The organism is Paractinoplanes globisporus DSM 43857, from assembly GCF_000379645.1.
Taxonomy (GTDB): domain Bacteria; phylum Actinomycetota; class Actinomycetes; order Mycobacteriales; family Micromonosporaceae; genus Actinoplanes; species Actinoplanes globisporus.
The window spans coordinates 175,330-194,903 of sequence record NZ_KB903350.1; the positions used below are offsets into that span (position 1 = coordinate 175,330).

A 19,574-nucleotide genomic window follows, 5' to 3' on the forward strand; every position below is an offset into this window, starting at 1 on the left:
CGCCCCTCAGGGTTGCACGACCAGGCGCTTCCCGTGCAGATCGGTGCGCTGCCAGGCCGCCTCGATGTCGCTGAGCGGCACCCTCTCCAGCGCGAAGGTCAGCTCGCCGTTCGTCGCCCACTCGAGGACCTGGCCGTACGCCTCACCCATCGTCTCGGGGCCGAGTCCCTTGGCGGCGCCGTAGATCTCGACGCCCGACGTACGCAGGCTGTCGGCCCGGATTGTCAGCTCCGAGCCCGCCACCTCGCCGATCTGCACGAGCCGCAGCGGCTTCGGAAAGGCGAAGCTCTCCGGGACCATCGCGTGCAGCAGGATCTCGGTAGGGCGGCCCCACAGAAAATCGACAACGACGTCGGTACGCGTGTCGGCGTACGCAATCTTGAGGTCTTCGTCGTTGAGCGTCGTGTTGATCACCTGGTCGGCGCCGAGCTCGCGTAGTTGCCCGTCGTCACGCCCGGTGGCGACGACGCGGCCGGCCCCGAGCAGCCGGGCCACCTGGACGGCGAGCCTGCCCGCTACTCCCGTCGCGCCCTGCACCAACACCGACTCGCCCGGCTGGAGGCCGGCCGCGACCTTCATGGACATGCCGCTGATCGCGCTGGGCAGCACGGTCGCGACCGCCGGGTCGAGTCCCTCCGGGATCGGGGCGAACGCACCGGCCGAGACGACCGTGCGCTCGGCGAGGGCACCGTACGGCGGGCGGGGGTTGCCGAAGCCGACGAGCCGCCCGTCGGCGAGCGTGCCGATGCCGTCGAAGCACGGGATGGCCGGCAACTCGGGCATCATCGCCCGCCCCGCGTAGTGCGTGCCGGCCGCGACGGCCTTGTCGACGTTCTCCACGGCGACCGCCCTGACCTCGATGATCACCTCACCCTCGCCGGCCACCGGGTCGGGAAAGTCCTCGTAGCGCGGGACCCCGTCGCGCTCGTGCAGAACCGCTGCCTTCATCTCCGGCCTCCCTCTCTCTTACAGTGTTAGAGACTCTAACACTGATAGAGTGCCGCGTGTGGCCCTGGATCGGACACGGATCGTCACCGAGGCGGTGGCCCTGCTCGACGCCGAGGGACTCGACAACGTCACGCTGCGCAAGCTCGCGGCCCGGCTGGGCGTGCAGGCGCCCACCCTCTACTGGCACATCCCGAACAAGGCGGCGCTGATCACCGCCATCGCCGAGGAGATCCTCACGCCGCTGCCCGCCGTGCCGATCGCGGACGGCGAGCGCTGGCAGGACTGGCTGGTCGGCCTCTCCTCGCGGTTGCGGCAGGCCCTGCTGGCCCACCCCGACGGCGCCCGGATCATCTCGATCGCCCAGATGTCGCGGAACATGGCCGCCCTGTCCGAGCTGGCGATGAGCACCCTGGTGGCGCGAGGATTGCCCCTGCATCAGGCCCGCGTGATCGTCCTGACCGCCGAGCGGGTGACGATCGGCTTCGCCCTGGAGGAGCAGGCCCCCCGCCCCGACGAGGAGGCGTTGAAGGACTTCGACCTGGACGCCTACCGCGCCACGTACCCCACGGTGATCGCCGGCATCACGGAGTACTTCGCCCCCGGCCGCACGGTCGACGACCTGTTCCGCGAGTGCGTGACGCTGGTCGTCGAGGGCCCTACAGTTCCGCCATCCGCCGCCTGACGCTGAGCGCCGCCAGCCCCGCGACCGTCCCGCACCGTGGTCCCGGCTTTCCGCATTCCGGACCCACCCCGGGCATTCCGCGCTGCCGACATCGGCTGCATATTCACCCACCGAGACAGGCGGGTCGCTGGGCGGAGGATGCCGGGACCTGGAGTCCGAGAGTTCCTAGCGTCGCAGGTCGGCGGTCATTTTGTGCAGTTCGGCGAGGCGGTCGGGGAGGGTGCGTGGGTGGCCCGGAGCGCCGGGGCGGGCATCCGACGGGCGCGGGCCGGACAGGGGGCGGTAGTTGACGCCGAGTTCGTCCAGGCGGGGCAGGTGGGCCTCCAGCCGGGTGAGGAAGGACGGGAAATCCCTGGTTGCGGAGCCCCAGACGGTCTCGGCGAAGGCGCAGAGCCTCGGATAGGTCATGTAGTCGACTCGGCGGGCCGACTCCATGTGCTCGGTCCAGACGTTGGCCTGGCCGCCGATGATGTGGGCGGCCTCGGACTCGGTCAGCCCGGGCGGGACCGGGTCGAAGGCGTAGACGTCCTCGAGCGACAGCAGCGTGCCGACCGGCGTGGGCTCGCCGGGGTCGTCCGACTGCCGGTAATCCAGATAACACGAAATATCGGGACAGGAGACCACGTCGAAGCCGGCCCGTGCCGCGGCCAGGGTGGGGAAAGGACCTCGCCAGGCGGCGATCACCGCGTCGGGGGGCGCGCCGCGGGAGAGCAGCTCGTCCCAGCCGTAGACGCGCCGGCCGCGGGTGGCCAGGAACGCCGCCATCTGGCCGGTGAACCACGGCTGCACCGCCGACGGGCCGGGCAGGCCGCGCAGGGCTGCCGCGTCCGTCCACTCGTCGGGCGGGCACTCGTCGCCGCCGATGCCGATCAGCTCGGAGGGAAAGATGTCGCAGACGTGCCCGAGAACATCGCGGCAGAAATCCAGGGCCTGGTCGGTCACGTTCAGCACGTGCGTGGAGATTCCCCACGATTGCCGTACGCCCCCGGCATAGCCGTTGCCGAGCGAGGGATAGGCCGCGATCGCCGCCTGCATGTGCCCGGGCATGTCCACCTCGGGCACCACGGTCACGAAGCGTTCCGCCGCGTACGCCACGATGCGTCGCAGGTCGTCGGCCGTGTAGAACCCACCGTGCGGACGTCCGTCGTACAGTCCGTGAACCCGCGACCCGAGCATCGTCGACGGCCGCCACGCCCCGACCTCGGTGAGCCGCGGCCGGCCGGGCACCTCGATCCGCCAGCCCTGGTCGTCGGTCAGGTGCAGGTGGAGCACATTGAGCTTGTGGAACGCGGCCAGGTCGATGAACCGCAGCACCTCGGGGACGGGCATGAAGTGCCGCGCGACGTCGAGCATCACGCCCCGCCACCGGAACCGGGGCGCGTCGACGATCCGTCCATACGGGACGCGATCGCCGGAGACCCACTGGCGCAGGCTCTGCAGACCGTAGAAGACGCCCGCCTCGGAGCCACCGACGATCTCGATGCCGTCGGGTGCGGCGCTCAGCGCGTACCCCTCAAGTGGTTGATTTTGATCGATGCGAATGCGCGGCGCGAGGGGCAGGGAGATCGCGCCGGTGCCGCCGGACAGGTCGATCGACGCGGGCTGCGGGATCACGCGCACCTCCGAGGCGAACTGGTTCGGATATAGTTCGTTGGTCCGGGCGGGATGTCAACGGGAGACGGGCGCATGGTCATCGGCCTCGTCGTGCACGCCAGGCATCGGCGGCGATTCGCCGAGGCCGCGGCGGCGCTCTCGGGCGTCGAGCTGGCCTGGGCGGTCTACGAACGGGACGAGGAGATCCGCGAGCTGGTCGGCGGGCTGCTGCGCGAGACGCGGCTCGAGGGGCTGCTGCTGGGCCTCCTGCCGTACGCGAAAAGCCGTGATCTTCTTCCGCCGTCGCTGCCGGTGGCGGTCACCCGGTCGGCCGCGCTCGATCTCGCCATCGCCTGGGCGCAGGCCCGCGGCAACGGATGGGCGGCCACGCCGGTCTCGGTCGACACCTTCGATCGCGAGACGGTCGACGAGGTGGCGGGCGAGCTGGGCCTGCCGCTGGACGAGATCGCCGTCCTGCCGTTCGATCCCGGCCAGGCCACGGACGAGATCGTCGCCTTCCACCGCGAGCACGCGACGCCGTACCTGATCACGGCTCGCACGGCGGTGGCGGCGGCCCTCGAGGGCAACGTCCTGCATGCCGCCCCGACGGCCACGACCATCCGCGCGAGCCTGCACGAGCTGGTCCTCCGCGCCCACGACCGCCAACGCTTCATCTCCGGGCTTTTCATGATAAATCATGAAAAGGAGCGCGGGGCGCTGCAGCGGCTCCTCCAGCAGACGCCCGAGTTCGCCGACGCCTGGATCGATCAGCGCGGGCACCGGGCGTTGCTGGTCTTCGGGCCGGCCGGGGTCTTCGAGGCCGCCACCCGCCAGTGGATCAGCCTCCCGGTCCTGGCCGAGGCCCGCGAAACCCTCGGCCTGCGGGTCGTCGCCGGCTTCGGCATCGCCGCCTCGGCCCGGCGCAGCGTCACCCTCGCCGAGCAGGCCGCCGCTCGGGCCGGTCACGAGGAGGGCTCGACCGCGTTCCTGTTCACCGAGGACGGCGTCACGATCGGCCCGATGGGCGCGACCGCCGCCCCGCTCACCTACCAGCACCGCGACCACGGCGCGCTGGAGACGCTCGCCGCGCAGGCCGGACTCAGCCCGGCGACCCTCTCCCGGCTGGCCGCGGTCGAGCGCAGTCTGGGCGGGCGGCTGGTCTCCCCCGGCGAGCTCGCCCGCACGCTCGGCATCACCGACCCGAGCGGTCGCCGGCTGATCCGCAAGCTGAGCGACGCCCGGCTGGTGATCGGCGGCGGCAGCGAGCAGATCGCCCGCAAGGGGCGTCCGGCCCGCCTCTACCGCCTGACGATCACCAGTGCACTCCAGGAGGCCGAATGTCCTGGGACCTGCTCCTGACCGGCGGCGAGCCGTTCGACGTGGCCGTCGCGAACGGCGTGATCGCCGCGACCGGCCGCGACCTGCCCCGCGACGCGCACACGATCGCCGACGTCACGGGCCATCTGGTCACCCCCGGCCTCATCGACCTGCACACGCACGTCGGCCCCGGCTACTGGGGCATCGAGCCCGACCCGATCGCGTGGTACACCGGCGTCACCACGTGGGTCGACGCCGGAACGACCGGGGCGTACACCTTCGATGTGTTGCGGCGGAAGCGGACCGACGTGCGGATCGCCGCGCTCCTCAACATCTCGGCGACCGGCCTCGCGGGACGCACCGGGGAGTGCCGCGACCTCGCCAACTGCGACGTGCCGCTCGCGGTCGACACCATCCAGCGGCACCGCGACCTCATTCGCGGCATCAAGGTGCGCATGGACCGCGAGGCGGTCGGCGACAACGGGCTCGAGCCGCTGCGGCGGGCGCTCGAGGCGGGCGAACGAGCGGGCGTGCCCGTCATGGTCCACATCGGGCCGCCTCCCCCGCGGGTCGACGACGTGCTCGACCTGCTGCGTCCCGGGGACATCGTCACGCACTGCTCGAGCGGCCTGGCGTCACCCCTCGGCCCGGCGCTGACCAGCGCCGTCGAGCGGGGCGTGCTGCTCGATCTCGGACACGGCTCGGGCGGTTTCGCCTTCGACATCCTCGAACGCCAGCTCGACCTCGGCGTCCGCCCGACCACGATCTCGACCGACCTGCATGCCCGGTCGCTGCACGGTCCCGCCTTCGATCTGCCGACCACGATGGCGAAGCTGCTCGCCTGCGGCCTGTCACTCTCCGAGGTCGTGGACGCCGTCACGGTCCGTCCGGCGCGGGCTCTCGGCCTACTCGGCGGGACCATGGAGCCGGGCGCGCCGGCCGATCTCGCGGTCTTCGAGGTACGCCACGAAGAGTTCGAGGTCACCGATGCGCACCTGCGGACGAGACGGTCTCCCCTTCGGTTGATCAACGTGGCCACGTACGCGCAAGGAAGTCTTCTCCCCCCGAGGCTGCCGGCGCCCGTGCCCGCGTGGATCCCGCTCACCGACGCGCAACGCGCGGCTCTTGATCGCCGCGACCGCGACGTCCGCGCCCTGCTCAGCACCCCGCTGGTCGGACCGGACGGCCTGCAAGACCAGTTCCCGAGAGACCGGAGACCCTGACATGCCCAAGCGCGCGATCATGACCGACAAGGCGGCGCCGGTCGGCGGCCCCTACTCCCACGCGGTGGTTGCCGGCGACACCATCTACCTGGCCGGGTCGGTGCCCGCGCTTCCGGACGGAACGTGGGTCACCGGAAGCTTCGCCGAGCAGGCGCACGCGGCCTTCCGCAACCTGGCCGCCTGCGCCGAGGCGGCCGGCGCGAGCCTCGACGACGCCGTGCGCATCGGCGTCTACCTGCGCGATTTCGACAACTTCGGCGAGCTCAACGAGATCTACCCGCAGTACATCAAGGGGGACAACCTCCCGGTTCGCACCACTTTGCCGGTTCCGCTGGGCGGCTTCGACATCGAGATCGACGCGGTCCTCTACATCGGATAAAAACCACTATTTCGTACGGGGGGAGCCCACGTGCTGCAGGTGACGCCGAACGGCCCGTGGGGCAAGGACCGCCATCCGACCATGCCGGTGACGCTCGACGAGGTGCTCGCGGATCTGCGTGAGTGCTTCCGGGCGGGCGCCACCGGCGTACACCTGCACGTGCGCGACGAGACCGGCGCCGAGACCCTGCGGCCGGAGGTGGTCAACGAGACCTGCCGCCGCGTCCGCGACCTGGCCGCCGAGGAGGGCGTCGCCGCCGAGATCGGCCTGACCACCGGCGAGTGGATCGTCCCCGACCTGGCCTCGCGGGTCGCCATGATCCGGGAGTGGGAGGGCGTCGACTGCGCCACGGTCAACCTCTCGGAGAAGGGCTTCGAGACCGTGATGACCACGATGCTCGAAGTCGGCATCGGCATCGACGTGGGACTGTGGGCACCGGTCGAGATGGCACCCCTGGTCGCGTCGGGCCTGCTCGCCCGCGCGATGCGGGTCAGCATCGAGCTGGATTCCGGCGAGCCCTACTTCCTGACCGGCGAGCCCTCGGCGGTCGCACAACAGCTGAACGACGCCCTGGACGCGGCCGGCTCGGACTGCCCCCGCCTGACCCACGGCATGAACGACTGGACGTGGCCGCTGATCGCCGACGCGTTTCGCCGGGGGCACGACACCCGCGTCGGCTTCGAGGACTCGGTCCTGCTCCCGGACGGAACGCCGGCGCTCACCAACGCCGACCTGGTCCGGGCCGCCCGCGCACTGCGCCCCTGACGGTCCGGACCGACTTGCGCCAGGCGGCTTCTGGCATCCTTTCGCCGTGCCCATGCATACCGGACGATCGAAGCGTGGCGGTGTCGTCGCGACGGCCGCCCGCATCATCGGTGCCGTTGCCGTTGCCGCCGCGATGGGCTCGGGCATGGCCGGCCGAAGAGGATGGGTGCTCGGACTTCTCGCTTTCCTGGTCTACGGGTCGCTCCTTGGTGTGGCCGCGTTGTCCTTCGCCCGCCTGCGGCAGTGGTCAGCCCGCCACGTCGTTATGGACTCCCTCGTATTCCTGCCCTTGGCGTTCTTCGCCCTCCTTTTGATACCGACGCTGCAGTGGTGGGGCGCAGTGTTGATCTCCCTGGTAGCTGGCATGATCTTTGTGCCGTTCGCAGTACGCCGGCAAAACGCACAAGGATGATCTGCCCGCTAGGCGTTGCACCGTCGACGTCGACGTTTGCCCCGGACCGGCAGGGACATCTTCGTGCGTGGTCGACGGCAGGCCCGCGCGGACAACGTAGCCTCGACGGACTCGGCACCGAAGCCGGTCAGTACTCGCGCCACTCGGGTTCCACCCCGGTTATGTCGAGGCGGACGTCGGCGTCTCGGTAGCGGGCCTCGATGGCGGCGGCGGCCTTGCGGTAGACGCCGTCGCAGACCAGCCAGCGCAGGGCGGGCAGGTCGGGCAGGGTGTGGTCGTCGACGCCGAAGGCGCCCAGGAGCCTGATGTCGGCGAGGTGGGCCAGGGAGGCCAGGGCCACGGGATCGCTCAGCGTGCCCGGGGCCGATCGCCAGGTCAGGCGCAGGCGGCGCAGGTCGCAGAGGTCATGCAGGACGGTGGCCGAGATGGTGCCCTCGCCGGTCAGCTCGAGGTCCTGCACGCCGGTCAGGCCGCGGGGGACCTCGGCGTGGTCGGCGATCACGCGCAGCCAGCGGCCGTCGTCGGCGGCGGTCACCGAGGCGACCCGGGCGTCGTCGTCGAGCTTGAGCGTTGCCATGCCGGGCGGGAGGCGCAGGTCGGTCACCGCGCCGCCGGAGATGCGCAGGCGGGTGAGGTAGGTGCCCGAGAGGTCTACGCGCTCGGGCGGGTCGACCCAGGTCAGGTCGCTGATGATCGGGTGGGCGACCAGGGCGGCGCGCAGGCCGCGGTCGGGGCCCGACCAGGCCACCGACGTGCAGCGGGGCAGGTCGTCCAGCTCCGACCAGGACGAACCGTCCGCGGTCAGGTCGAGCAGCCTGGTCGCCTTGCCGGTGCCGTCGCGGTAGGCCCGCTTGGCCGCGGCGGGCAGGTCGTGGTCCCAGCGGCGCTGGGCGGCGATCTGGGTGGTCAGCCACGACCAGCCGGCGTGATCGTCGACGCGGTCGGCCAGGCCCGGCGGGAGGTCGCGGCGGCCCAGCCAGGTCCACCAGGGCGGGGGCGGTTCGTCGCCGACGATGTTGATCTCGGTAGGCTGGCCGCGCAGGGCGTGATGGTCGAGGACGAGCGGCGGGCACGCGCCGAGCCGGGTGAGGTCGGGCAGCTCGGCCGAGAACCAGTCGAGCGCGCAGGCCGTCGGGCCCAGGCCGGTGACCTGGCAGGCACCGAATCCCCCCGGCAGTGGGATCGCCGCCACGTCCCCCACATTGGGCATACGATCCGTCACTGCAGCAGGTTACCGCGATATCCCATAGACGGAGAGCCATGACGAACTCATGATCTCGGCGCTGTCCGGGTTCGTGCTCATCGGTGTCATCGTGGCCGTCGGCTGGGTCGCGCGGCGGTGGGCCGGGCTGCCCGAGAACGCCGAGGCCGTGGCCGGCCGGATCGTGTACGCGGTGCTGAATCCGTGCCTGCTGTTCACCGGGGTCGCCGGCGCCGACCTGCGGGTGCTGTTCAGCGAGCCGCTGGTGATTTCGACCGCCGCCGCGTGCGCCTGCTTCGCGCTGCATCTGCTGTTCACGCGCGGGCGCGACCGCGGCACCCGCATCATGGGGATGCTCGCCGCCGGCTACGTCAACGCCAACTACATCGGCATCCCGATCGCCACGTACGTGCTGGGCAACGCCGCCCTCGTGGTGCCGATCATCATGCTGCAGCTGCTCGTCATCACGCCGCTCGCGCTGGCCGCCCTGGAGATCGCCGCGACCGGTCACGCCTCCTGGCGCAGCACCGTGATCGCGACGCTGCGGAACCCGATGATCGTCGCGGTGCTCATCGGGGCGTTCTTCTCCGTGACCGATCTTCGGCTACCAACCGTCATCGCCGACCCGATCACCACGATGGGTCACGCCGCCGTTCCGATGGTGCTCCTCGCCTTCGGCATGTCGCTCTCCGGCCGCCGCGTGCTCGCCGCCGGCCCCGATCGCGTCGCCACCGTCGCCGCCGTCGTTCTCAAGACCGCCGGCATGCCGGCGATCGCTTTCCTCCTGGCCGTCGTGCTCGGGCTCGGCCGCGATGAGACGTACGCGGTGAGCGTGCTCGCCGCCCTGCCGACCGCCCAGAACGTCTTCCTGTACGGACAGCGCTTCACGGTCGGGCTCGTCCTGGCCCGCGACGCGATCTTCCTGTCCACGGTGCTGTGCGCGCCCGTACTCCTGGTAATCGCTTTCCTCAACGCCGTCCTCAGCCGGTAGCGTCGGGGCAACGGGGAGAGGGGGCCAGGGGTGACGCCGGACGTCGCGCCGCGCCGGGCCTGGGCGGCTCTGATCGTACTGTCGCTGGCCGCGTTCTCCTTCGTCGCCACCGAGCTGCTGCCGATCGGACTGCTCACCCTCATCGCCGACGACCTCGGCCGGTCCCGCTCGCAGATCGGCCTGCTCGTCGGCGGGTACGCGATCGTCGTCGTGCTCGCCTCGGTCCCGCTCACCCTGCTCACCAAGAACGTCCCGCGCCGCCGGGTGCTCGGCGCGACGCTGCTGCTGTTCGCGGCGGCCAACCTGGCCGGTGCGCTCGCCCCGACGTACGAAATCCTGGCCTTTGCCCGGCTTGTCACCGCCCTCACCCAGGCGCTGTTCTGGTCGATCGCCGCGCCGGTCGTCACCGGGCTGTTCCCGGTCACGATGCGTGGGCGGGTGGTCGCGCTCTTCGGGACCGGCGCGGCGCTGGCCCCGGTCCTCGGCGTGCCGCTGTGCACCTGGCTCGGGCAGCACGCGGGGTGGCGGGCCGCGTTCGCCGTGATGGCCGTGGCCGGCGTCGTCGCGGCGGTCGCCACGATCGCGCTGCTCCCGTCCTACCCGCCGACCGCCGGCGGCGCGGCCCGGGGGACGGCGCCGAACCGGAGCTCCTTCATCGTGCTGCTGGCTGCCACCGCGGTCGGCATTACCGGGTTCCTGGTCTTCACCACGTACGTCACGCCGTTCCTGCTGGATGTGAGCGGTTTCCCCGCGTCCGCGCTGCCGGCGCTGCTGTTCGTCTCGGGCGTGGCCGGAATCGCCGGGACGATCTCGGTCGGTCGCACGCTCGACAGCCACCCGATCGGCTCGCTGCTCACGCCCCTGAGCATCGGCTCGATCGCGCTGCTCGGGCTGTATGTGGCCGGCGCGGTCAAGCCGGCGACGGTGGTGCTGCTGGCGGGGATCGGTCTTGCCTATGCGGCCTTCGCGACCGCGCTGCAGAGCCGGATGCTGCAGCTCGCCCCCGGGAGCACGGATCTGGCGTCGGCGGGGATCAGCACGGCGTTCAACCTGGGGATCGCGGCGGGGTCGCTGGTCGGAGGGGCCATGCTGCCGGGGTGGGGGTCGCGGCCGCTCGCCCTCGTCGGTGCGCTGCTCGTGGCGGTCGCCCTGCTGACGGTGGCGGCCGACGCGCGGCGTGGTCCCGGCGACCGGGTCGGCGATTCGGCCGCGAAAGGCCGTCAAGTCGCCTGACGACGGATTGGCGAGGTGACGGGGCATGCGCGTGGTTTGATCGACGCGGGGTAACACGCGGGAAACTTCGGGCTGCGAGCATCGCGAGGATCCAGAGGAGGTTCGGGTTGTTCCTCAGCCAGCACGAACAGGAACGCCTGCTCATTCATGTCGCGGCTGACGTCGCGCGCCGGCGGCAGGAGCGGGGGTTGAAGCTCAATCACCCGGAGGCCACGGCGATCATCACGGCGTTCCTGCTGGAGGGGGCGCGCGACGGGCGGACCGTGGCCGAGCTGATGGATGCGGGGCGGCGGGTGCTCACTCGTGACGACGTCATGGAGGGCGTGCCCGAGATGCTGGGCGAGGTGCAGGTCGAGGCCACGTTTCCGGACGGGACGAAGCTCGTCACCGTGCACGGGCCGATCTCATGAACCGGATCGGGGCCGATCACATGATCCGGGAAGGGTCGATCACATGATTCCGGGCGAGGTCGTTCCGGGTGACGGGGAGATCGAGATCAACCCGGGGCGTGACGTCGTGATGCTGACCGTGCGTAATACCGGGGATCGGCCGGTTCAGGTCGGGTCGCATTTTCACTTCGCCGAGTGCAACGCGGCGCTCGAGTTCGATCGGGATGCGGCCTGGGGACGGCGGCTTGCCGTGCCGGCGGGGACGTCGGTGCGGTTCGAGCCGGGGATGCCCCGGGACGTGTCGCTGGTGGCGCTGGCCGGGCGGCGAGTGGTGCCGGGCCTGCGCGGGCTAGCCGCCGGCCCTCTCGACCCGCCCGCGGCGACACCGGTCGACGGCCCGGCGGCTGTGCCGGAGCCGGCCCGCGTCGAGCCGGAGAACGGGAGCCCGCGATGAGCCGGGCCGCGAATCGGCGGTTGTCGGAGCACTCGCGGACGGCGTATGCATCGGCGACGGGAGTGACGGCGTGACGACTCTGGATCGGGGGCGGTATGCCGCTCTCTACGGGCCGACCGCGGGCGATCGGATCCGGCTGGCCGACACCAACCTGCTGATCGAGGTCGAGGAGGACCGGAGCGCCGGGCCGCGGCCGGGCGACGAGGTCGTCTTCGGGGGCGGCAAGGTCATCCGCGAGTCGATGGGGCAGTCCCGGGCCACCCGGGCCGAGGGCACGCCCGACACGGTGATCACCGGTGCGGTCGTGGTCGACCACTGGGGCATCGTCAAGGCGGACATCGGGATCCGGGACGGGCGGATCGTCGCGCTCGGCAAGGCCGGCAACCCGGACACGATGGACGGGGTGCACCCCGACCTGGTGATCGGGCCGGGGACCGAGGTGATCGCCGGGAACGGGAAGATCCTCACGGCGGGGGCGATCGACAGCCACGTGCACCTGATCAGCCCGACCATTCTGGACACGGCCCTGGCCTCCGGGATCACGACGATCATCGGAGGCGGCACGGGACCGGCCGAGGGCACCAAGGCCACGACCGTGACGCCCAACCAGTGGCATCTGGCGCGGATGCTCGAGGCGATCGACACATTCCCGGTCAACGTGCTGCTGCTCGGCAAGGGGAACACCACGTCCGAGGAGTCGATGTGGGAGCAGCTCCGGGGCGGTGCGGGCGGTTTCAAGCTGCACGAGGACTGGGGTACGACGCCGGCCGTCATCGACGCCTGCCTGCGGGTGGCGGACGCGTCGGGCGTACAGGTCGCGATCCACACCGACACGCTGAACGAGGCCGGGTTCGTCGAGGAGACGTTGCGGGCGATCGCGGGGCGCTCGATCCACGCGTATCACACCGAGGGGGCCGGGGGCGGCCACGCGCCCGACATCATCACGGTCGCCTCGCACCCGAACGTGCTGCCGTCGTCGACGAACCCCACCCGGCCGTACACGCGCAACACGCTCAGCGAGCACCTCGACATGCTTATGGTCTGCCACCACCTGAACTCGGCCGTGCCGGAGGACCTCGCGTTCGCGGAGAGCCGGATCCGGCCCTCGACGATGGCGGCCGAGGATCTGCTGCACGATCTCGGGGCGATCTCGATGATCGGGTCGGACTCGCAGGCCATGGGCCGGGTCGGCGAGGTCATCATGCGGACGTGGCAGACCGCGCACGTCATGAAGGCCCGGCGCGGCGCCCTCCCCGGCGACGGCGCGGCCGACAACTTCCGCGTGCGGCGGTACGTCGCCAAGTACACGATCTGCCCGGCGGTGACGCACGGGATGGCCTCGCAGGTCGGCTCGGTGGAACCGGGGAAGCTCGCCGATCTAGTGCTGTGGGACCCGGCGTTCTTCGGGGTACGGCCGGCACTCGTGATCAAGGGCGGCATGATCGCGTACGCCCAGATGGGTGACGCCAACGCCTCGATCCCCACGCCCCAGCCGGTGCTGCCGCGGCCGATGTTCGGCGCGTACGGCTCCGTCCCGGCCCAGACGTCGCTCGCGTTCGTCGCACCGGCGGCGATCAACGCCCTGCTGGCCGACCGCATCGGGGTGAAGCGGGCGCTGTCGCCGGTCGCGGACACCCGGCGGGTCGGCAAGGCGGACCTGCCGCTGAACGACGCGCTGCCTCGCATCGAGGTGGAGCCGGACACGTTCACAGTCCGCATCGACGGCGAGGTCATCGACCCCGAGCCGGTGACGGAACTGCCCATGGCCCAGCGCTACTTCCTCTTCTGACCATGAGCCTCGCGACGCTGCTGGTGCTGGCCGATGGGCGGCTCCCCGCCGGTGGGCACGCGCACTCGGGCGGGCTCGAGGCGCAGGTCTCGGCCGGGCGGGTGCGCGACCTCGACGACGTGGCCGCCTTTCTGCGCGGGAAGCTGGCCACGTCCGGGCTGGTCGCGGCGGCCTTCGCGGCGGCGGCCTGCCGCCGGCCCGGGCGGTGGGCCGAGCTCGACGGCGGGCTCGACGCCCGGACGCCCTCCCCCGCGCTGCGGAAGGCTTCGCGAGCTCAGGGGCGTGCACTGCTGCGGGCCGGGCGGGCGATGTGGGCACTGCCCCCGATCGGGCGCGAACCGCACCAGCCCACGGCTCTCGGCGTCCTCGCGCACGCGGCCGGGCTCGGTCCCGAGGAGGCCGCCGTCGCGGCGGCCCACGGCACGACCACCGGCGCGGCGAGCGCGGCCGTGCGGTTGCTGGCTCTTGATCCGTACGCGGTCCACGCCCTGCTCGCCCGGCTGGCGCCCGCCTGCGACCGGATAGCCGGCGAGGCCGCGCGCCACGCCGACGATGCGGTCAACGACCTGCCGGCCGCGGGCGCTCCCCTGCTCGACATCGGCGCCGAACATCACGCCACCTGGGAGGTGCGTCTCTTTGCATCCTGACCACGCGACACCGGCCGGCGGGGCCTGGCCGCGGCCCTCGGAGAACTACGTCCCGCACGCGCACGGCCCCGACGAGCCGCCGCACACCCACCCGGACCCGGGCGTCGACCCGCATCAGGCGCTCGCCGCCGGGCCCCGGGCGCTGCGGGTCGGCATCGGCGGACCGGTCGGGTCCGGCAAGACGGCGCTGGTCGCGGCGCTGTGCCGGGCGCTCGGCGAGGAGCTGCGGCTCGCGGTCGTGACCAACGACATCTACACCACCGAGGACGCCGACTTCCTGCTCCGCAACGGCGTGCTGCCGGCCGAGCGGATCCGGGCGGTGGAGACCGGCTGCTGCCCGCACACCGCGATCCGCGACGACATCTCCGCCAACCTGGACGCGGTCGAGGACCTCGAGGCCACGCTCGGGCCGCTCGACCTCGTCCTGGTCGAGAGCGGCGGCGACAACCTGACCGCGACGTTCAGCAAGGGGCTCATCGACCGCCAGATCTTCGTGGTCGACGTGGCCGGCGGCGACAAGGTGCCCCGCAAGGGCGGTCCCGGCGTCACCGCGGCCGACCTGCTGGTCATCAACAAGACCGATCTGGCCCCGCTGGTCGGCGCCGACCTCGCGGTGATGGACCGCGACGCGAAGGAGCGCCGCGGCGAGCTGCCGACCGTCTTCCTCTCCCTGGTCGAGGACCGCGCCGCCACCCCGGTCGCCGAGTGGATCCGCATCCTGGTGGGCGTTCGCGGGCCGGCGGGCTGATGCGGGCCGTCGCGCGGATCGTGGCCGAGGCCGACGGGCGCGGCGGGACCCGGCTGGCGGTCCTGCGCGGCGAGTCGCCCCTGCTGCCGCGCCGCACCGGCGGGAGCTCCGGGGCGGGCGTGACGGTGCATCTCGTCGGTGGTGCGGCCGGGCCGCTGCGCGGTGACGATCTTCGCGTGGAGGTCACGGTGGGTGCGGGCGCTCATTTGACCGTACGCAGTGTGGCCGCGCAACTGGCGCTCCCCGGTCGCGCGGGCCTGCCGCCGTCCCGCCTGGTCGTCCACGCCGAGGTGGCCGGGGAGCTCCGCTGGCTGCCCGAGCCCCTGATCGCGGCGGCCGGCTGTGATCATCACGCCCGGACCCACGTCGAGGTGGCCGAGGGCGGCACGCTGCTCTGGCGGGAAGACCTGGTCTGCGGCCGCCACGCCGAGCCCACCGGCACCGTCAGTCTCTCCACGACGATCCGGTACGCGGGGGCCACCCTCTACCGCCACGAGCTCGCGGTCGCTCCGGACACCGGCTCCCCCGCGGTCCTGGGCCGCTACCGGGCGCTGGGCACCCTGGTCGCGGCCCCGGCGCTGCCGGCCACGGTGCTGCCCGCCACCTTCCGCACGACGTCCAGCGCCGCGATCATGCCCCTGGCCGGCCAGGGGTTCCTGGCCACCGCGGTGGGCGAGGACATACGCGAGGTCCGCGCCGCCCTCGACCCGATGTGCGGCGCCGCGGAAGGCGCCCCGGGCGGCGCCCCGCAGGCAAGGGACGGTTTTCTTGCGGTGGGGGACGGGTCACACCGCGTACATGCGCCGGCGAAGCCGTTTGCGGAGCGTGAGATTGCGACGTAGCGCAACCGACCACGATGCCTAGGCGGCCACGGCGATGGGGACGCCGTGGCTGTCGGTGAGTGCCAGGCGCGTGTGGAGGTTGCCCTGCTGCGCGACGCGGGCGAAATACTCGGAGCGGCGGCGTTGCAGGCAGCCCTTGCGGGTCCTGGGGCCGCCGGCCGCGACCGTGAGGAGCTCGGGGGCCAGCGAGCTGTTGAGGCCCTCGCGGAGCAGCTGCAGCGCCTCCGTGCGCAGCTGGGAGATGCGCGACTCGGTCACGCCCAGGCGGGCCGCGACGTCGCTGAGGGGTTGCTCCTGCAGGAACGACTCGGTGACCACCATGCGCAGGCGTTCGGGCAGCGCCTGGATGGCCTGGTGCAGATAGCCGAGGCGCTCGCGCTTGAGCAGGAGATCCTCGGGGCCCTCGGACAGTTCGGGGACCATCTCCTCGGCGGCGCCGGTGGGGAAGCCCTGGAGGCTGAGCAGGGCCGCCTTCTGCACGTCGTCCTCGACCGTGGCCAGCTCGGCCACCCCGATGCCGAGCAGCTCCGCCACCTCGGCGTCGGTGGGGGTACGGCCCAGGGCAGCCGTCAGCTCCTGGCGGGCGGCGGCGGTCCGCCTCGCGCGGGCCCGCACCGAGCGGCTCGCCCAGTCCTGGCCGCGCAGCTCGTCCAGGAGCGCACCGCGGATGCGGACGGCGGCGAAGCGGTGGAAGGGTATGCCCCGGGTCACGTCGAACGAACGGGCCGCGCCCAGCAGGGCGGCGAAACCGGCCGAGGACAGGTCATCTGCGTGTACATGGCCCGGTACCCGGTTGAGCAGTTCCCGGACCAGATGGCCAACCATCGGCATGTGTTCGCGGACGAGGTCCTCGATATCACGCGCGGACGGCGCGTCGTGGGTCGTGCCGATGGTGGCGGGGAGTTCGGTCGTGTGCGTCACGTGGTCCTCCTCGCTCATACGACCGGTCGGTGAAAACCGGCTGACGAGGAAGACCTTTGCCGCCGAAAGGAGCAGCGGCGGCCGAACTCGGTTGCTTTTGGGGTGCTTTTTGCGAGAAAGGCTCAGGTTCTAGGCGACGGCTTCAGGCCACGGTTTCAAGCCACGGCGGCCGGTGCTACGACGCCCGTGAGCTCGTCGTGCACCCAGTGCATGCGGCGAACGGCCATCTCGGGATGGTCACCGAACTCGGTGGCCACCTCGGCCGCGCACCCGTCGCTCCCGTGCAGCAGAAGCATGGCGGTGACCGCCCGCTCCACCGCTTGCCGGCTGGGGCACTCGGACGGCTGCAGGCTGGAGACGAACAGCGCCTCCGCCGCCAGATCCTTCACGATGCTGATCATTTTGCTCGGACTCCCCGATGTACGACGTATCGGTCCCGCTGGAGCGATTCTTGCCCGCGCGAGGCGTGCCCGGTGGCAGCCACGCCGTGTGCGGTCGTCTCATCGGTCGCCAGGCACGCGGATCTCGGCGGATCGCTCCAGAAAGTGCCTGCTCACATCGCTTTCACCCTAACGCGGTGATCGGCCGCCCGGCTCGTGCTTTCCGGGCGGCCGATCATCGAATCGCGTGGGTTACGGGCAGCCGCCCGGGTCGGTGGGGTCGCACGCCTCAGTATTCGTCGGGACCGGCGGCGGCGCCGGGGAACTCGTCGTCGGCTCGACGACGGGATCCGTGGTCGTCTGCGAGGGGGTCGGCGAAGCCTCGCTCGTCAACGGATCCGGCGCCGGCGTGGTCGTCGTCTGTGTGGGCGAGGGCGTGGTCTGCGTCGGGGTAGGCGTGCCGGTGGTACCGCCGCCCGGCGGCGGCGTCGTCGGCGCCGTGGTCGGCGTGATGTGCACGACGCCCTGCGGGTCGATCGAGATGCCCGGCACCGGGGTGGCGCTGGCGCTGCTCGCCGTCGGCCCGAGACGCACGCCCCCGTCGGACAGATGCTCGACCTGCCGCGACGGCTCGCCGGGCTTGGACGACACGAACGTCTCGCAGGTGTGGTCGTTGAGCATGAACGCCAGCGGCGGCGTGTTGTTCACCTGGTAGGTCCCGGTGATCGGCACCGTCAGCGTGGTCCGCGGCTGGAGCGGGACCGAGGATTGCACGGTCACCCCGTTGGATTTCTGGGTGAGCTGGGTCTTGCCGTTGCCGGAGACCACCTGGTCGCCGGGCATGATGAACCACAGCTTCCACGCGCCGATCGCCGAGTCGTTCCGGTTGGCCAGCGTCACCTGGGCCTTGAACTGCCCGTTCGCGTCCGACCAGACGGCGTAGCTCACCACGCACTTGCCCGTCGCCGGCACCACGCTCGGCTGCGGCGTGCCGCGGGGGTGCGCCTCGGTGCCGGTGATCGAGCTGGTGAGGCTCCACGCGTAGGTGCCTATGCCGAGCAGCAGGACCGCGCCCGCCACCACCATGACCCGCCGTGTGTGCTTGCTGGCGCCGTCGTTGTTCTTCTTGTCGCCGGACGAGTCGCCCACGGCCTTGCGCAGCGCCGGGCCCGCCGCCGCGGCCAACATGATCGGGCCGGACTTCAGGGCCGCGAACCGGCTGTTGCGCGCGGGCGGCTCCGAGCCCTCGCCGGACGCCTCGGCCGGCTCCGGTTCCCGGCGGATGACGTCCGGGTACGACCGCTGAGCCGGCAGGATCGTGGTGTCCTCGCCGCTGCCCGCCCATTCCGGGACGTAGCCGCGGGCCCCCACCGGGGCGCCGGCCGCGATCTGGGCCAGCACGTGCGCGAGCTCGGCGCTGGACGGCCGGTCGGCCGGGTTCTTCTCCAGGCAGCGACGAACCAGCGCGTCGACCGAGGGCGGGAGGCCCTCGACCGGCGGGAGCGGGTCGGGCTCCACGTACTGGTGTGCACGCAGCAGCGCGGTGGTGGTGCCGACGTCCCACGGCAGCTGGCCGATCAGCGTGCGGTAGATCAGCAGGCCCACCGCGTACACGTCGGTGGCCGGGCTGACCTGGCCGCCCTCGAGCCGCTCGGGCGCGAGGTAGGCCGGCGTGCCGAGCAGGCTGCCGTCGGGGTCTATGTCGTTCTCGCCGATCAGGGCGGAGATGCCGAAGTCGACAACCTTGGCCCCGGTGCCGGTGAGCATGACGTTGGCCGGAGTGACGTCGCGGTGCACGATGCCGCGCGAGTGCGCGGCCGCGAGCGCCGCGGCGACCTCGGCGGTTATCCCGACCGCGTGCTGCCAGGGCAGCCGGCGCGTCCGGGCGAGGACGGCGGCGAGAGACTCGCCGTCGATCAATTCCATGACGACGTACGGGACGGGCTCACCATCGACTGTGGTGGCCTCGCCGTAGTCGTAGACATTAGTGATGTTGGGGTGGCTTAGCCGGGCGGCGGCCTGGGCCTCAGCCCGCAGCCGGCGCCGGAAGGCCGGATCGACACTGGTCGACGGCGGCAGAACTTTGACCGCGACCTGCCGCCCGAGGACCTCATCGAACCCTCGCCACACCACTGACATCCCGCCGGCACCGAGCCGCTCCACCAGCCGGTATCTACCGGCTAGCAGGCTCGATCCGGGCAGGTCCGTCGTGCTCATGTGCCCCCACATGCGCGCTCCGAAGAAACGCCGGGTCGCACCGCCATGCCACCCGACGCTGGGGTCCGTCCGGTCCGGGGCGGGCCGGGCGTTCCCCATCGACGGCGAGGATGTTAGCCCACCTGGGGCTTTACCACGAGACGCGCATACCGGGCTCTACCTGCGGATCGTTACGGACCGTTTCCCGCCATATGCCGCCTGTCGGTGCCCTCCGGGCCGGGCCGAAAGTCGGATCAAGGACGCTTTACGCCGTCGTTTTGCCTACTAGATACCGGTTTTTTGGGATAAGGCCGAATGATCGGTAGTTCAGATTCCTGAATGTCCACGCGGGAGTCATGCACCGATTGTCGTCAACATGTCACGCACCGAGACGATACCGGTCACACACTGATGATCTTTAATTACTGGCCCTATGACAAATGTTGAAGGATCTAGCTGTGCAA

General features: G+C 71.6%; 20 protein-coding genes. 14 read left to right on the plus strand and 6 right to left on the minus strand.

The features are described 5' to 3' along the window. Nucleotides 1–6 precede the first annotated feature (6 nt). Nucleotides 7–948 (minus strand): quinone oxidoreductase family protein, encoded by a 942-nt coding sequence (locus tag A3CQ_RS0145265; protein WP_020517595.1) that lies wholly within the window; start codon nucleotides 946–948, stop codon nucleotides 7–9. Nucleotides 949–1,006: 58 nt separating this feature from the next. Between A3CQ_RS0145265 and A3CQ_RS0145270 the strand changes: the two genes are divergently transcribed. Next, nucleotides 1,007–1,630, plus strand: coding sequence for a TetR/AcrR family transcriptional regulator C-terminal domain-containing protein (locus A3CQ_RS0145270; RefSeq protein WP_020517596.1), 624 nt, complete (start codon nucleotides 1,007–1,009; stop codon nucleotides 1,628–1,630). A 165-nt stretch (nucleotides 1,631–1,795) separates the two neighbouring features. Here the strand turns inward: A3CQ_RS0145270 and A3CQ_RS0145275 are convergent, their stop codons facing one another. Beyond that, the gene (locus A3CQ_RS0145275; RefSeq protein ID WP_211216807.1) at nucleotides 1,796–3,244 is read right to left on the minus strand and encodes a beta-N-acetylhexosaminidase; all 1,449 of its coding nucleotides are present in this window, start codon (nucleotides 3,242–3,244) and stop codon (nucleotides 1,796–1,798) included. 72 nt (nucleotides 3,245–3,316) lie between these two features. On the opposite strand from A3CQ_RS0145275, the gene A3CQ_RS0145280 reads away from it, so the two are divergent. From A3CQ_RS0145280 to A3CQ_RS0145300, 5 genes are read left to right on the plus strand one after another with little or no spacing between them, the layout of a single operon-like run. After that, entirely contained in the window at nucleotides 3,317–4,582 is a 1,266-nt protein-coding gene (locus A3CQ_RS0145280) for a MarR family transcriptional regulator (RefSeq protein WP_020517598.1), read from the plus strand. Continuing rightward, nucleotides 4,561–5,763, plus strand: a complete 1,203-nt coding sequence (locus A3CQ_RS0145285; protein WP_020517599.1) for an amidohydrolase family protein — start codon at nucleotides 4,561–4,563, stop codon at nucleotides 5,761–5,763. The genes A3CQ_RS0145280 and A3CQ_RS0145285 overlap by 22 nt, the downstream gene beginning before the upstream one ends. A 1-nt stretch (nucleotide 5,764) precedes the next feature. Continuing rightward, the gene (locus A3CQ_RS0145290) at nucleotides 5,765–6,142 is read left to right on the plus strand and encodes a RidA family protein (RefSeq protein ID WP_020517600.1); all 378 of its coding nucleotides are present in this window, start codon (nucleotides 5,765–5,767) and stop codon (nucleotides 6,140–6,142) included. A gap of 30 nt (nucleotides 6,143–6,172) precedes the next feature. Next, a complete protein-coding gene (locus A3CQ_RS0145295; RefSeq protein WP_020517601.1) occupies nucleotides 6,173–6,907 on the plus strand; it encodes a 3-keto-5-aminohexanoate cleavage protein in 735 nt (244 codons plus the stop codon). Nucleotides 6,908–6,953: 46 nt separating this feature from the next. Continuing rightward, nucleotides 6,954–7,319 carry a hypothetical protein gene (locus tag A3CQ_RS0145300; RefSeq protein ID WP_157297118.1) on the plus strand — a complete coding sequence of 122 codons (366 nt, stop codon included), beginning with the start codon at nucleotides 6,954–6,956 and terminating at the stop codon, nucleotides 7,317–7,319. A gap of 127 nt (nucleotides 7,320–7,446) precedes the next feature. On the opposite strand, the gene A3CQ_RS58300 is transcribed toward A3CQ_RS0145300, so the two are convergent. Beyond that, the gene (locus A3CQ_RS58300) at nucleotides 7,447–8,541 is read right to left on the minus strand and encodes a hypothetical protein (protein WP_157297120.1); all 1,095 of its coding nucleotides are present in this window, start codon (nucleotides 8,539–8,541) and stop codon (nucleotides 7,447–7,449) included. Nucleotides 8,542–8,590: 49 nt separating this feature from the next. Here A3CQ_RS58300 and A3CQ_RS0145310 point away from each other — a divergent pair, with 49 nt between their 5' ends. The 8 genes from A3CQ_RS0145310 (at nucleotide 8,591) to A3CQ_RS56325 (ending at nucleotide 15,613) form a co-directional block, all read left to right on the plus strand. After that, a complete protein-coding gene (locus A3CQ_RS0145310; protein ID WP_020517604.1) occupies nucleotides 8,591–9,511 on the plus strand; it encodes an AEC family transporter in 921 nt (306 codons plus the stop codon). A 30-nt stretch (nucleotides 9,512–9,541) separates the two neighbouring features. Further along, entirely contained in the window at nucleotides 9,542–10,744 is a 1,203-nt protein-coding gene (locus A3CQ_RS0145315) for an MFS transporter (protein ID WP_020517605.1), read from the plus strand. Between the two features lie 107 nt (nucleotides 10,745–10,851). Then, nucleotides 10,852–11,154: an urease subunit gamma gene (locus A3CQ_RS0145320; protein WP_020517606.1), complete on the plus strand. Its 303-nt coding sequence runs from the start codon at nucleotides 10,852–10,854 to the stop codon at nucleotides 11,152–11,154. Between the two features lie 43 nt (nucleotides 11,155–11,197). After that, nucleotides 11,198–11,587 (plus strand): urease subunit beta, encoded by a 390-nt coding sequence (locus tag A3CQ_RS0145325; protein WP_020517607.1) that lies wholly within the window; start codon nucleotides 11,198–11,200, stop codon nucleotides 11,585–11,587. 70 nt (nucleotides 11,588–11,657) lie between these two features. Further along, entirely contained in the window at nucleotides 11,658–13,376 is a 1,719-nt protein-coding gene (locus A3CQ_RS0145330; protein ID WP_020517608.1) for an urease subunit alpha, read from the plus strand. Between the two features lie 2 nt (nucleotides 13,377–13,378). Further along, nucleotides 13,379–14,023 carry an urease accessory protein UreF gene (locus A3CQ_RS0145335; RefSeq protein WP_020517609.1) on the plus strand — a complete coding sequence of 215 codons (645 nt, stop codon included), beginning with the start codon at nucleotides 13,379–13,381 and terminating at the stop codon, nucleotides 14,021–14,023. Beyond that, nucleotides 14,013–14,771 (plus strand): urease accessory protein UreG, encoded by a 759-nt coding sequence (ureG, locus tag A3CQ_RS0145340; protein WP_020517610.1) that lies wholly within the window; start codon nucleotides 14,013–14,015, stop codon nucleotides 14,769–14,771. The genes A3CQ_RS0145335 and ureG overlap by 11 nt, the downstream gene beginning before the upstream one ends. After that, entirely contained in the window at nucleotides 14,729–15,613 is an 885-nt protein-coding gene (locus A3CQ_RS56325) for an urease accessory protein UreD (protein WP_245577655.1), read from the plus strand. Before ureG ends, A3CQ_RS56325 begins: the two co-directional genes overlap by 43 nt. An 18-nt stretch (nucleotides 15,614–15,631) precedes the next feature. On the opposite strand, the gene A3CQ_RS0145350 is transcribed toward A3CQ_RS56325, so the two are convergent. From A3CQ_RS0145350 to A3CQ_RS56335, 3 genes are all read right to left on the minus strand, one after another. Then, nucleotides 15,632–16,534 carry a sigma-70 family RNA polymerase sigma factor gene (locus A3CQ_RS0145350; protein WP_040434162.1) on the minus strand — a complete coding sequence of 301 codons (903 nt, stop codon included), beginning with the start codon at nucleotides 16,532–16,534 and terminating at the stop codon, nucleotides 15,632–15,634. Nucleotides 16,535–16,689: 155 nt separating this feature from the next. Continuing rightward, nucleotides 16,690–16,935, minus strand: a complete 246-nt coding sequence (locus A3CQ_RS0145355; RefSeq protein ID WP_020517613.1) for a hypothetical protein — start codon at nucleotides 16,933–16,935, stop codon at nucleotides 16,690–16,692. 231 nt (nucleotides 16,936–17,166) lie between these two features. Next, nucleotides 17,167–19,131 (minus strand): serine/threonine-protein kinase, encoded by a 1,965-nt coding sequence (locus tag A3CQ_RS56335; protein WP_063713678.1) that lies wholly within the window; start codon nucleotides 19,129–19,131, stop codon nucleotides 17,167–17,169. Nucleotides 19,132–19,574: the final 443 nt, after the last annotated feature.